Annotated in this window: 14 protein-coding genes; all 14 read left to right on the top strand. The window is 40.1% G+C overall.

Annotation, left to right across the window (positions count from 1 at the left end):
* Nucleotides 1-4 precede the first annotated feature (4 nt).
* The 14 genes from QRX23_RS08490 to atpA all read left to right on the top strand — a co-directional run bounded on the left by QRX23_RS08490 (nucleotide 5) and on the right by atpA (nucleotide 12,568).
* Nucleotides 5-712, top strand: a complete 708-nt coding sequence (locus QRX23_RS08490; protein ID WP_330155292.1) for a type 1 glutamine amidotransferase — start codon at nucleotides 5-7, stop codon at nucleotides 710-712.
* Between the two features lie 112 nt (nucleotides 713-824).
* Nucleotides 825-1,427, top strand: a complete 603-nt coding sequence (locus QRX23_RS08485) for a thymidine kinase (protein ID WP_002828042.1) — start codon at nucleotides 825-827, stop codon at nucleotides 1,425-1,427.
* Nucleotides 1,428-1,451: 24 nt separating this feature from the next.
* Nucleotides 1,452-2,537 carry a peptide chain release factor 1 gene (prfA, locus tag QRX23_RS08480; RefSeq protein WP_330155291.1) on the top strand — a complete coding sequence of 362 codons (1,086 nt, stop codon included), beginning with the start codon at nucleotides 1,452-1,454 and terminating at the stop codon, nucleotides 2,535-2,537.
* Between the two features lie 9 nt (nucleotides 2,538-2,546).
* On the top strand, nucleotides 2,547-3,407 hold the full coding sequence (gene prmC / locus QRX23_RS08475; RefSeq protein WP_330155290.1) for a peptide chain release factor N(5)-glutamine methyltransferase: 861 nt from the start codon (nucleotides 2,547-2,549) through the stop codon (nucleotides 3,405-3,407).
* A gap of 2 nt (nucleotides 3,408-3,409) precedes the next feature.
* Nucleotides 3,410-4,438 (top strand): L-threonylcarbamoyladenylate synthase, encoded by a 1,029-nt coding sequence (locus QRX23_RS08470; RefSeq protein WP_330155289.1) that lies wholly within the window; start codon nucleotides 3,410-3,412, stop codon nucleotides 4,436-4,438.
* Nucleotides 4,439-4,467: 29 nt separating this feature from the next.
* Nucleotides 4,468-5,718 carry a serine hydroxymethyltransferase gene (gene glyA / locus QRX23_RS08465; protein ID WP_251940887.1) on the top strand — a complete coding sequence of 417 codons (1,251 nt, stop codon included), beginning with the start codon at nucleotides 4,468-4,470 and terminating at the stop codon, nucleotides 5,716-5,718.
* Between the two features lie 40 nt (nucleotides 5,719-5,758).
* Nucleotides 5,759-6,388 (top strand): uracil phosphoribosyltransferase, encoded by a 630-nt coding sequence (gene upp / locus QRX23_RS08460; protein ID WP_040760557.1) that lies wholly within the window; start codon nucleotides 5,759-5,761, stop codon nucleotides 6,386-6,388.
* 96 nt (nucleotides 6,389-6,484) lie between these two features.
* Complete coding sequence (locus QRX23_RS08455; protein ID WP_330155288.1) at nucleotides 6,485-7,117, top strand: NAD(P)H-binding protein; 633 nt, start codon at nucleotides 6,485-6,487, stop codon at nucleotides 7,115-7,117.
* Nucleotides 7,118-7,359: 242 nt separating this feature from the next.
* On the top strand, nucleotides 7,360-8,637 hold the full coding sequence (locus tag QRX23_RS08450; protein WP_330155287.1) for a solute carrier family 23 protein: 1,278 nt from the start codon (nucleotides 7,360-7,362) through the stop codon (nucleotides 8,635-8,637).
* A gap of 295 nt (nucleotides 8,638-8,932) precedes the next feature.
* On the top strand, nucleotides 8,933-9,643 hold the full coding sequence (gene atpB, locus QRX23_RS08445) for a F0F1 ATP synthase subunit A (protein ID WP_140836476.1): 711 nt from the start codon (nucleotides 8,933-8,935) through the stop codon (nucleotides 9,641-9,643).
* A gap of 38 nt (nucleotides 9,644-9,681) precedes the next feature.
* On the top strand, nucleotides 9,682-9,900 hold the full coding sequence (atpE, locus tag QRX23_RS08440) for a F0F1 ATP synthase subunit C (RefSeq protein WP_002828033.1): 219 nt from the start codon (nucleotides 9,682-9,684) through the stop codon (nucleotides 9,898-9,900).
* A 24-nt stretch (nucleotides 9,901-9,924) separates the two neighbouring features.
* Complete coding sequence (atpF, locus tag QRX23_RS08435; RefSeq protein WP_002828032.1) at nucleotides 9,925-10,440, top strand: F0F1 ATP synthase subunit B; 516 nt, start codon at nucleotides 9,925-9,927, stop codon at nucleotides 10,438-10,440.
* On the top strand, nucleotides 10,440-10,982 hold the full coding sequence (atpH, locus tag QRX23_RS08430; protein ID WP_251940881.1) for an ATP synthase F1 subunit delta: 543 nt from the start codon (nucleotides 10,440-10,442) through the stop codon (nucleotides 10,980-10,982). Before atpF ends, atpH begins: the two co-directional genes overlap by 1 nt.
* A gap of 74 nt (nucleotides 10,983-11,056) precedes the next feature.
* Complete coding sequence (atpA, locus tag QRX23_RS08425; RefSeq protein ID WP_002828030.1) at nucleotides 11,057-12,568, top strand: F0F1 ATP synthase subunit alpha; 1,512 nt, start codon at nucleotides 11,057-11,059, stop codon at nucleotides 12,566-12,568.
* Nucleotides 12,569-12,578 lie beyond the last annotated feature (10 nt).

Below are 12,578 nucleotides of genomic sequence, written 5' to 3'. Positions count from 1 at the left end.
GCCAATGGCTGATTATAGGTTACATACAGCACACTTGTATGGTGATTTAATGAATACGTACGGTGATTTTGGTAATATTGTTGCCCTCAGATATTATGCGCAACAAATTGGGGTTGCTGTTGATGAGACAATTGTTTCATTAGGAGATGAATTTAACCCAACGGCTTATGATTTCGTGTTATTTGGTGGTGGCCAGGATTATGAACAAATGATAGTCGCTGATGATTTGCCAGATAAAGCGCCAGCTTTGAAACAATATATTGAAACAAATGGGCCATTATTAGGTGTTTGTGGTGGTTTCCAACTATTGGGTCAGTATTTTTTGTTGGCTGATGGTACGAGAGTTGATGGGATTGGTGCGTTGAGTCATTACACATTGAACCAGCCTGATAATCGTTTTATTGGAAATGTAACGATCCATGATGAGGTTAATGATTTAGAGTATCATGGCTTTGAGAATCATCAAGGACGAACTTTCCTAGGGGATGATGAGCGTCCGTTGGGTAAAGTGATTAAAGGTAATGGTAACAATGGTGAAGATGGTGGCGAGGGGTTAGTGTACCGTAACGTTTATGGTACATACTTCCATGGTCCTATTTTGACCCGTAATGGAAATTTGGCGCTACATATTTTACAACTTGCTTTAGAACGGAAATACCCAGATGTTGATTGGCAAGAAAAAATTGCAACGATTACACCGGAGTTTTTCTAACTATGCTAATGAAGAGGATGAGTGTTAACGCCATTCTCTTTTTTTTATTCACATTTTTGGTATACTAGACTGGAGTGTAAACTGGATTTATACAGGAGAAAGGCAGAAAAAGATGGCGCAATTATTCTTTCGTTATGGTGCAATGGCCAGTGGTAAAAGTATTGAGATTTTAAAAGTTGCGCATAATTATGAGGTGCAGCAAAGACGTGTGCTGCTCTTAACCAGTGCGCTTGATAATCGATCAGGAGTTGGCGAAATTGCATCACGAATTGGGATGCAACGGGCGGCGCAAGCAATTCAAACGACCGATGACCTATTTGAATTGATATCACAAAATAAGTCGGTCGCAGCTGTGTTGATTGATGAAGCACAATTTATGACTAAAGCACAGGTTTTGCAACTAACAAGAGTTGTGGACGAATTAAATATTCCAGTACTGACTTTTGGCCTAAAAAATGATGCGTTTAATCAACTATTTCCGGGTTCAGAGGCATTGTTGATTTATGCTGATAAGATTGAAGAAATGAAAACACTCTGCTCATTTTGTGGTCGAAAAGCGATTATGAATTTACGCATTTCAAATGGCCAACCTGTTTATGAAGGTGAACAAGTTCAAATTGGTGGGGATGAGGCCTATATGCCGGTTTGTCGGAAACATTATAATCATCCTGATTTACAAGCATTAGCCCGTCGTACAGGATTAAATAATAAATAAAATAAGTTAAGGAATTGAAAAGATATGGATGAAATTTTTGAAAAAGTGCAGTCTGTTGTGGATCGCTATGAAGAAGTCAGCGAAATGATTTCTGATCCAGAAGTTATTGCAGACACAAAACGCTTTTTAGCATTGTCTAAAGAAGAAGGTAGTTTACGTGAGACAGTCGAGACCTTTAAGCACTACAAACAAGTGGTGGCAGGTATCGAAGAAAATGAAGAAATTTTACGCGAAGAAGCCAATGATTCAGAGTTAGAAGAATTAGCTAAAGAAGAACTAAAGGATCTTCGTGTGAAAAAAGAAGCATTAGAAGATCAAATTAAGATTTTATTACTACCTAAGGATCCTAATGATGATAAGAATATCATCATGGAAATCCACGGAGCAGCCGGTGGGGATGAAGGTGCATTATTTGCAGCTGATCTTTATGATATGTATGTTCGTTATGCTGAAAAACAAGGCTGGCAAGTTGAAATCATTGATGAAAATAAGACAGAAATTGGTGGGTACAAGGAAATTGTCTTAATGATCACTGGTGATAATGTCTATTCAAAGTTAAAGTTTGAAAATGGTGCGCATCGTGTACAACGTGTGCCAGAAACAGAATCCGCAGGTCGTGTTCATACTTCTACAGCGACAGTTGGTGTGATGCCAGAATATGAAGATGTTGATATCGAGATTGCAGATAAAGATTTGCGTGTTGATGTTTATCGTTCATCTGGTGCCGGTGGTCAGCACATTAATAAGACTTCTTCAGCGGTACGTATGACTCATTTGCCAACTGGTATCGTGGTTGCGATGCAAGATCAACGTTCACAACAACAGAACCGTGCTAAGGCAATGGAAATCTTAAAGGCTCGTGTGTATGATTATTACGCTTCACAGAATGAAGCTGAGTACGCTGAACAACGTAAGACAGCAGTCGGAACTGGTGACCGTTCGGAACGAATTCGCACATATAATTATCCACAGAATCGTGTGACTGATCATCGGATTGGTCTGTCATTGAATAAATTAGACCGTATTATGAACGGTGAGTTATCAGATGTAATCGATGCTTTGTTGATTGCTGACCAAACAGCAAAGCTGGAAGCCTTAAAACAAGGGTAATATAAACGTATGTTTGATGAACAATGGACTATTCAAGCTGTTCGTGAATGGGGAGATTGGCAATTAGAACCCTACATTCATGATATAGACGAGCGTATGGCGCAAATCGATTATTTATTAACTGGCATGATGGATTGGAACTATGCGCAATTAGAAAATAACTTAAACACAGTTTTAGAGGATGAAAAGCGTCTGCGATTTATGGTCGCTGTGCGGGCAATTAAGGGTGGACAGCCAGTACAATATGCCCTTGGACATGCTGCGTTTTATGGCCGTGAATTTCAGGTAGATCGCCGTGTCTTGATTCCGCGACAGGAAACTGAAGAGCTTGTGGAATGGGTGTTAGCGGATCATCCGACAAATACGAAACAACATGTATTAGACATTGGTACTGGCTCAGGTGCGATTGCTGTTTCGTTAAGTGCAGAGCGTACCAGTTGGGAAGTGGTTGGCGCTGATATTTCTGAAGATGCGTTGGCCGTTGCAAAAGAAAATGCGCAACTATACGCACCATCAGTACAATTACTTCAGAGTGATTTATTTACAGGTGTCACAGGTAGTTTTGATATTATTGTCGCCAATCCACCTTATATTAGTCGTGATGAACAATCACTGATGGATGAATCGGTTGTCATGTTTGAACCAGATATTGCGCTTTATGCAGATGATGATGGTTTAGCACTATATAAGAAAATGGCTACGGACCTACTGACCTTTCTAAAACCTGGTGGGGCTGCATACTTTGAAATTGGGTATCAACAAGGAAAAAAGCTTGTTGATTTATTTAGCAAATTACCTCATGTCATCGTAACGTTGCGTCAAGATCTGAGTGGTCATGATCGAATGATTAAAGTATTGCGGGAGATGTAGAAATGACAGAAACAAAAATATGGACAGTAGATGAAATGGATGCGGCAGCCCGTGCAATTAAACGTGGCTCGTTAGTTGCCTTTCCAACTGAAACTGTTTATGGACTTGGTGCAGATGCATATAATGAAAAGGCTGTTGGTAAAGTGTATGCAGCGAAGGGGCGTCCTTCAGATAACCCGTTGATCGTACATGTTGCTGATCCAGAACAAGTGGCAGATTTTGCTATTGTCAATGAACGCGCGCAAAAACTTATGGCTGCTTATTGGCCAGGTCCACTAACAATGATTTTGCCCGTTAAACCAGGTGTATTATCAATGACAGTCACTGGTGGTTTGGACACGGTAGCGGTTCGTTTGCCTGACAATGATGCCACTCGTCAGTTAATTCGTGAAAGTGGTAAACCACTTGTTGGTCCTTCAGCTAATACATCTGGCAAGCCTTCACCAACATTAGCAAAACATGTTTATCATGATCTACATGGTAAAATTGCTGGTATTTTGGATGATGGTCCCACTAAAATCGGTGTTGAATCAACGGTGCTGGATCTATCAACTGACATGCCGGCGGTTTTACGTCCCGGTAAAATTACACCAGCACAAATAGAATCAGTAATTGGTGTACCAGTCGATTCTGAAATTCATCGTGTGGCTGATAATGAAACACCTAAGGCACCAGGTATGAAATATCGCCATTATGCCCCTGATAAAGCAGTTTATATGGTTGCGCCAGAGGATTGGACACAGGCAATTATTTGGATGCAATCTCAAGTTGAGCCAGTTGGGCTAATGTTAACGAACGATTTAATTAAAGAACATCAACTAGCAGGTATGGATTTTATTTGGTCATTAGGAGATAATAATGACACAGCTGCTGCAAAATTATTTGCAGGGTTACGTTATTTTGATGACAAGAAGGATGTACAAACTATTCTTGTCGCTGCAATGCCGCAAGTTGATGTGAATGGTGCTTATAATAACCGTTTAGGTAAAGCATCAGGTGGACACTGGATTACTGAGTTGTTACATATTTAAGCTGCTTGACTTAAAGGAGGTCAAACCCAATGACAAATTACCGTGATTTTGATCCTGAATTGTGGGCTGCAATCGATCGTGAAGCTGATCGTCAAGAACACAATATTGAACTGATTGCTTCAGAAAATATTGCATCTGCAGGTGTACGTGCTGCTCAAGGAAGTATTCTAACTAATAAGTATGCTGAAGGATATCCCAATAAGCGATACTATGGTGGAACAGAATATATTGATCAAGTCGAGCAATTAGCAATTGATCGTGTGAAAGAACTTTTCGGGGCAGAGTATGCAAACGTACAACCCCATTCTGGCTCACAATCAAACGCAGCTGTTTATGCGGCATTATTGGAACCAGGTGATCATGTCTTGGGACTTGATCTTAATGCTGGAGGTCATTTGACACATGGGTCTGCAGTTAACTTTTCGGGTAAAACATACCAATTCCACGCTTATGGATTGGATGATAATGAACGAATTGATTATGATCAAGTTGCTGCATTAGCTGCTGAGTATCAACCAAAATTAATTGTTACCGGTGCATCAGCATATTCACGCTTTATTGATTTCGATCGATTCCGTGAAATTGCGGATTCTGTTGGGGCATACTTAATGGTTGATATGGCGCATATTGCTGGCCTAGTTGCAGCCGGGGTTCATCCATCACCAGTAGGAATCGCTGATGTTGTGACATCAACAACGCATAAAACATTGCGTGGACCACGTGGCGGATTGATTTTAGCTAAAGAAGAATTGGGTAAGGCGCTGAATTCAGCAATTTTCCCAGGTACGCAAGGTGGACCACTAGAGCATGTTATTGCAGGTAAAGCAGTTGCCTTCTATGAGGCGATGCAACCTAGTTTTAAAACATATGGTCAACAAGTTGTTGCGAATGCAAAGGCTATGGCTGATGTCTTTGCAAAATCAGATCTTGTTCGTGTCGTTTCAGGTGGTACGGATAATCACCTATTTAATTTAGATTTAACCAAAACGGGCATATCTGGTAAAAAAGCGCAAAATGTCTTGGACAGCGTGCATATTACAACAAATAAAGAGGCAATTCCAAATGAACCACGCAGCCCATTTGTGACATCAGGTATTCGAATTGGAACACCAGCAATTACGACTCGTGGTTTCAAAGAGGCGGAAGCAGTAGAAGTGGCCGAATTAATTTTGAAGGTACTTGCTAATCCTGAAGATGAAGCAACACTTGCATCAGTAGAACAATCTGTATTGGACTTAACAAGTCGATTCCCCTTATCAGGAATTGAACACGCTAATTAAAAAAGCGTTATAATAGAGAAAAATGAAATGGAGCTTTGAAATGAGTAAGCTAACGGTTTTTGATCACCCATTAATTCAACACAAATTAACGATTATTCGTAATAAAAATGTTGGTACAAAAGAGTTTCGTGAGATTGTTGATGAAATTGCATCATTAATGGCTTATGAAGTAACGCGTGATTTACCAGTTGAAGATGTTGTTGTTGAAACACCAGTTGCAACAACAACACAAAAAACACTTGCTGGTAAGAAACTTGCGATTGTGCCAATTTTGCGTGCTGGTTTGGGAATGGTTGATGGCATTATGAAGTTGATCCCTGCTGCTCGAATTGGTCACATTGGTATGTATCGTGATGAGGAATCACTTGAACCAGTTGAGTACTTTGTTAAGTTGCCTGAGGATATTGATCAACGTGAGGTTTTGGTGGTTGATCCAATGCTAGCAACTGGTGGATCGGCGGTCATGGCAATTGATGCATTGAAGAAGCGTGGGGCAACAAAAATTAAGTTAATCACGTTAGTTTCAGCACCAGTTGGTGTCGAAACGGTTCAGAAGGCACATCCAGATGTAGATATTTATACAGCTGGCTTAGATGAGAAGCTTAACGAACATGGTTATATTATTCCGGGTCTTGGTGATGCGGGTGATCGCTTGTTTGGAACTCATTAATTGAATAAAATTTCATTATTATCGATAGAAATGTTGTGAAGAGGTTGGGATATAAGAATATGTCCTGGCCTTTTTTATTTTTAGAGAGGGGTATTTATGAGAATTTTGGTAGTTGGTGCAAGTGGCCGCGTTGGTCATTTATTAGTTGAAAAGTTAGCAGTTGAAGGCCACGAAGTGATTGCAGGTACTCGTCACTTGGATGAGACGTTCACTAGTAAACGAGTTGTTTTGGCTAAACTAGATGTATTGATTGATGAAGAGCAATTAGTAAATGAACTACTCGACTTAAAGTTAGATGCAGTTTATTTTGTTGCGGGTTCAAAAGGAAAGAATTTGTTACAAGTTGACGCGTTTGGTGCCGTTAAGTTAGAGAATGCGGCTGAAAAAGCTGGTATTGACCGATTTATTATGTTGAGTAGTTGGCAAGCAACAAACCCTAAGGTTTGGGGCGAAGAGCTAAGAGATTATAATATTGCCAAGTTCTTTGCTGATAACTGGTTGATTGATCATACAACATTAAATTATACGATTTTGCAACCAGGTGCCTTAACGGAAACACCTGGGTCAGGGAAAATTGTATTTAATCCCGATTCGCCAGCACAAAATAGTATTGAAAATGTTGTTGATGTATTAGTCGGCATTCTAAATGCTAAGAATACCTATGGTAAAGTGTTGTCGATGAGTGATGGTGAAAACACCATTGAAACTGAAATTGCAAAATTAGTTTGATTTAAAACGTTTAACTGACGTAAATTTTGTTTACTAAATTTGTTAACTGATATATAATTATAATCGTTAAAAAATAACTTTAACTTGGTCCTGTGAGGCTAATAAGATTATTTTGGTGCTGTCGTGTAAATCTGGCGGTGAGCGAAACTATCATATTAGATAAATCTATCAAGTTGGGGTATTTTTATACCGCAACTTTTTTTATTTCAGGTTATAAGTTTATATATGGAAGGATTAACACAATGGAAATGAAACGCGATGTTGTATTAGATGTGAATGAGAAGCCAGGTTTCTGGCAATGGATAGGACTATCGCTACAGCATATGTTTTCGATGTTTGGATCAACGGTTTTAGTACCACTATTAGTTGGGTTAAATCCAGGAATTGCGTTGTTTAGTTCAGGTGTGGGAACGTTATTGCATATTCTGATTACAAAGCGTCAAATCCCTGCCTATATGGGTTCGAGTTTTGCATTTATTATTCCGATGGTTGCCTTAATGAAAACAACTGGTTATCCGGGCGTTGCTACTGGGGTTATCTCTGTCGGAATTGTTTATTTGATTGTTGCAGCAATTGTTGGCTTTATCGGTACCGAATGGATTGAAAAACTATTACCGCCAATTGTTGTTGGTCCGATTATCATGGTGATTGGACTATCATTGTCTGGTTCAGCAGCTCAGTCGGCAACATTATTAAATGGTAAATATGATATTCGTGTATTTTTAGTCGCTATGGTAACACTAGGTGTCACGATCTTCTTTAATATGTATCTACGAGGTTTTCTAGGATTGATTCCAATTCTATTAGGTATAATTACTGGCTATCTGCTAGCAATTGTCGTTGGGTTAGTTGATTTAAAGCCGGTTGCTGATGCGGCTTGGTTTGCCTTGCCAAAGTTTGACATACCTTTTGTTGACTATACGCCAATCATGCATTGGGGTGCGGTATTGGTTATGGCACCGATTGCATTAGTAACAATTACAGAACATTTAGGTCATTTGATGGTTTTGGATAACTTAACAGGACGTGACTATATCAAAAATCCTGGCTTGCACCGAACTTTAGCCGGGGATGGTGCTGCCTCATTATTTGCGGGGTTAGTAGGAGGTCCATCAGTTACTTCATATGGTGAGAACATTGGTGTAATGGCTATTACTAAGGTTCATTCAGTTTATGTTTTGATTGGTGCAGCCATATTTGCGATTCTATTCTCCTTCGTTGGCAAGCTATCGGCAGTTATTCAAAGTATTCCAGGTGCAGTGACTGGTGGTGTCTCATTTTTGTTGTTTGGGGTCATTGCTGCTTCAGGATTGCGTATCATCGTTGAAAATAAACTTGACTTTAATTTGAAGCGTAACTTGATGATTACCTCATCAGTTTTGGTCATTGGTATTGGAAATGCCTACCTACAAATTGGTCACGGAAATAACATCGTACAGTTCTCAGGTGTTGCTATTGCAACAGTTCTGGGCACTGTGTTGAATTTAATATTGCCTGAAAAGGCTGCTTCTGAAAAATAAAAAATAAAGACAGTTTTTGTAAAAAAGCTGTCTTTTATTTTTTTAGTTAATAATTATATATAATAAGCATTTCTATTTTGGATAAAAAAACTTTGTTATTCTTTTTTGGAATAGTAAAAAGTGTGATATAACAAGCTTTTTAAAAAAGCGTTGCAAAAATGGGACAAGTACCTATGATTGTTAATCATTGAATTAAGCCCAAAAAGGGGTAATATTAGGTGGTAAAAGTTAAACGGTTCTGTTTCAAATGCATGCCGCTTGATTAGACTTCAAGAAAGGAAAGAGGTGAATTTCATTGGAGAAAACCGCGACCTTTAGCATTGCGGGGTTGACGTTTGATTGGAACGTGGTAATTTCGACATTGGTTTCAATGACAATAGTTTTTCTGTTAGCGTTTTGGACCTCTCGAAAGTTGGTGATGAAGCCGGCTGGAAAGAGCAAGCAGAATATGCTAGAGTGGGTCATTGATTTTACCAACAATATTGTTGATGGATCACTACCAAATAAGACTGGTAACAGTTTGAAGTTTTTCATATTTTCCATGTTTTTGTTCATCTTCGTTGGAAATCAATTAGGTGTCGCCTTTACGGTTGATGTTGGTGGTAATACGTTCCTGAACTCCCCAACAGCTAACCCATTAGTGACAATGACATTAGCATTAATTGCTATAACTATTGCCCACTTCTTAGGTGTTGAAAAGCAAGGTTTCAAGAATTACTTCAAGTCAGTATATCTGTCACCGTTTAGTGTCTTGTTCCCCTTAAATCTTATTGAGCAGTTTACAAGTTTCCTAACATTGGGACTACGTCTGTTTGGTAATATCTTTGCTGGTGAAATGGTTTTGTCTCTATTGTGGCAATTAGCGCAGTCTGCCGGTGCAATTTCATTTGTGCCAGCATTCTTGCTCACAATTTTATGGCAAGGATTTTCATTATTTATTGGGGCAATTCAAGCGTTTGTCTTCGTCACTTTGACAACTGTCTATGTTTCAGAAAAGACAGAGTAACTACAGTAACTGTTTAAATTAATCGGAGGATTGTAAAAATGGATGTTGCAACCATTGGTGTTGGAGTTGCCGCAGCTGGTGCCGCTATTGGTGCTGGTATTGGTAATGGTATTGTTATTTCAAGTATGATCGCTGGTACGGCGCGTCAACCTGAATTAGAAGGTAAGTTACGTACGAACATGTTCATCGGAGTTGGTTTGGTCGAGGCCGTTCCAATCATCGCTATCGCTATTGCCTTCATGTTGTTAGCACGATAATCGAAACGCGGAGGCCAACTAATTATGTTTAATCAAATTGTTCTAGCGGGTGCTAGCGAAGGGTTGGCTTTGGGTAACATGTTGTTTGTGCTAGTGGCATTCCTAGTATTGATGCTTCTTTTGAAGAAGTATGCTTGGGGTCCGGTAGTAAAAATGATGGAAAAGCGTGCGGAGAAGGTTGCCCACGATTTGGATACTGCTGAGGAAGCGCGTCAGCAAGCCGAAGAAATGGCTGCTAAGCGTTCTGAACAGTTGCAATCAGCACGTACTGAAGCCAACAGCATCGTTTCTGATGCTAAGACAGCAGCAGGAAAGCAACGTGACCAAATCGTTGCTGATGCTCAGGCAGATGCCCAAGCTACAAAGGAACAAGCAAGTGCACAAATTGCACAAGAACGTTCTGAAGCAATGGCTGATGTTAAGAGTGAAGTTGCTGAACTTTCAGTAACCATCGCACAAAAGATTATCCAGAAAGAACTAAAATTAGATGATCAAAAAGCGCTTATTGACGCTTATATTGAAGGGTTAGGTAACAAGTAATGGCATTAGATAAAGCAACGATTGCTAAGCGATATGCCGTTGCTTTGTTCGAATTAACCCATGATCAAGGTACTGATGCTGACACGCTGGCTGAATTAACAGCTATTCGTGATATATTAGTACAAAATCCAGAATTTACGAAAGCATTGCTATCTTTGCGAATTGATGAAGCCGCTAAGCAAAATATGTTAGCAACTTTATCTGAAGGAACGAGCCAAGTGGTCGCTAATCTGATTCAGATGACCTATGACTACCGTCGTATCCAAAACTTACCAGCGATTATTACTAAGTATGAAGAACTTGTTAATGAAGCTGCTGGTGTTGTGAACGCAGAGGTGCAAACAGCGGTGCCATTGAGTGATGAGCAAGTTTCACGCTTGAAAGAGCAACTTGTTCAACGTTATCAGGCTAACGAAGTGCGTTTGACGCAAATCGTTGATGAGGACTTACTTGGTGGGGTTATTGTTAAAGCCAATGACCAAATTTTGGATGGATCATTAGCAACTAAGTTAGCTGCTATTCGTCAGAGTATCATCCGCTAGTAATCGAAATTCTAGTTGAAATTGATGTTGTGTGTGATGAATAGACACACTATAAAGAAAGAGGAACTGCTGAAATGAGCATCAAAGCTGAAGAAATCAGTTCACTCATCAAAAAGCAATTAGCCAATTATCAAGACGACTTAACAGTAAAAGAAACTGGAACTGTTACCTACATTGGTGATGGTATCGCTCGCGCAACTGGGTTGGAAAACGCCCTTGCCGGTGAGCTTGTCGAATTTGAGAACGGCGTTTATGGTATGACGCAGAACTTGGAATCAAATGATGTTGGTATCATTATTCTTGGTAGCTATGACAGTATTCGTGAAGGCGATACTGTTAAGCGTACTGGTCGTATCATGGAAGTGCCTGTTGGTGAGCAACTGATTGGTCGTGTTGTTAACGCTTTGGGACAACCTGTTGATGGTATGGGCCCAGTTGAAACAGACAAAACACGTCCTGTTGAAGTTAAAGCTCCAGGTGTTATGGAGCGTAAATCTGTGTTTGAACCACTACAAACTGGTCTAAAGGCTGTGGATTCTTTGGTACCAATTGGACGTGGTCAACGTGAGTTAATTATCGGTGATCGTAAGACTGGTAAGACATCAGTTGCTATTGACACAATCTTGAACCAAAAAGATCAAGATATGATTGTTGTTTATGTTGCTATTGGACAAAAAGCATCAACTGTTCGTACACAAGTTGAAACTTTGCGTCGTATGGGTGCCATGGACTACACAATTGTTGTTACTGCTAGTCCTTCAGAACCAGCCCCAATGCTTTACCTAGCTCCTTATGCTGGTGCTGCAATGGGTGAGGAATTTATGTATAATGGCAAGCATGTGCTAATCATTTATGATGATTTGTCAAAGCAAGCAACGGCATATCGTGAGCTGTCATTAATTCTTCGTCGTCCACCTGGACGTGAAGCCTACCCTGGTGATGTCTTCTACTTGCATTCACGTTTGTTAGAGCGTGCTGCCAAGTTGTCAGACGAACTGGGTGGAGGTTCAATGACGGCTTTGCCAATTATTGAGACACAAGCTGGTGATGTTTCTGCATACATCCCAACTAATGTTATTTCAATCACTGACGGTCAAATTTTCTTGGATTCTGATCAGTTCTACGCTGGTGTTCGTCCTGCCATTGATGCCGGAACTTCTGTTTCTCGTGTTGGTGGTGACGCACAAATCAAAGCCATGAAGAAAGTTGCTGGTACGTTACGTTTGGACTTGGCTTCATACAAGGAGCTTGAGTCATTCGCCCAATTCGGTTCAGATTTGGATGAAGCAACGCAAGTTAAGCTAGCACGTGGTCGTCGTACCGTTGAGCTATTGAAGCAACCATTACACCAACCACTTCCTGTTGAAGAGCAAGTGCTATCACTATATGCTTTGACACATGGATTTATGGATGATGTTGCGGTTGATGACATTCTACGTTTTGAGTCAGAATTAATTTCTGCCGTTCACGCATCACACAATGATTTGTTCGAGACGATCGTCGAGACAAAGAATTTGCCTGATACTGATGCAATGGATGCAGCAATTAAGGAATTCAAAGCAACATTTGCTAGCTCAGCAGAATAGTAAAGGAGGG

It is taken from the genome of Weissella paramesenteroides, from assembly GCF_036327715.1.
Classification (GTDB): domain Bacteria; phylum Bacillota; class Bacilli; order Lactobacillales; family Lactobacillaceae; genus Weissella; species Weissella paramesenteroides.
The sequence above is the reverse complement of the archived record's forward strand: the minus strand, read 5'-3'. Positions and strand labels throughout refer to the sequence as shown.

Bases quoted from the DNA above. Each gene is read 5' to 3' on its own strand.
- QRX23_RS08490 (WP_330155292.1), top strand. From the start codon at position 5: ATGGCTGATTATAGGTTACATACAGCACACTTGTATGGTGATTTAATG.
- QRX23_RS08485 (WP_002828042.1), top strand. From the start codon at position 825: ATGGCGCAATTATTCTTTCGTTATGGTGCAATGGCCAGTGGTAAAAGT.
- prfA (WP_330155291.1), top strand. From the start codon at position 1,452: ATGGATGAAATTTTTGAAAAAGTGCAGTCTGTTGTGGATCGCTATGAA.
- prmC (WP_330155290.1), top strand. From the start codon at position 2,547: ATGTTTGATGAACAATGGACTATTCAAGCTGTTCGTGAATGGGGAGAT.
- QRX23_RS08470 (WP_330155289.1), top strand. From the start codon at position 3,410: ATGACAGAAACAAAAATATGGACAGTAGATGAAATGGATGCGGCAGCC.
- glyA (WP_251940887.1), top strand. From the start codon at position 4,468: ATGACAAATTACCGTGATTTTGATCCTGAATTGTGGGCTGCAATCGAT.
- upp (WP_040760557.1), top strand. From the start codon at position 5,759: ATGAGTAAGCTAACGGTTTTTGATCACCCATTAATTCAACACAAATTA.
- QRX23_RS08455 (WP_330155288.1), top strand. From the start codon at position 6,485: ATGAGAATTTTGGTAGTTGGTGCAAGTGGCCGCGTTGGTCATTTATTA.
- QRX23_RS08450 (WP_330155287.1), top strand. From the start codon at position 7,360: ATGGAAATGAAACGCGATGTTGTATTAGATGTGAATGAGAAGCCAGGT.
- atpE (WP_002828033.1), top strand. From the start codon at position 9,682: ATGGATGTTGCAACCATTGGTGTTGGAGTTGCCGCAGCTGGTGCCGCT.
- atpF (WP_002828032.1), top strand. From the start codon at position 9,925: ATGTTTAATCAAATTGTTCTAGCGGGTGCTAGCGAAGGGTTGGCTTTG.
- atpH (WP_251940881.1), top strand. From the start codon at position 10,440: ATGGCATTAGATAAAGCAACGATTGCTAAGCGATATGCCGTTGCTTTG.
- atpA (WP_002828030.1), top strand. From the start codon at position 11,057: ATGAGCATCAAAGCTGAAGAAATCAGTTCACTCATCAAAAAGCAATTA.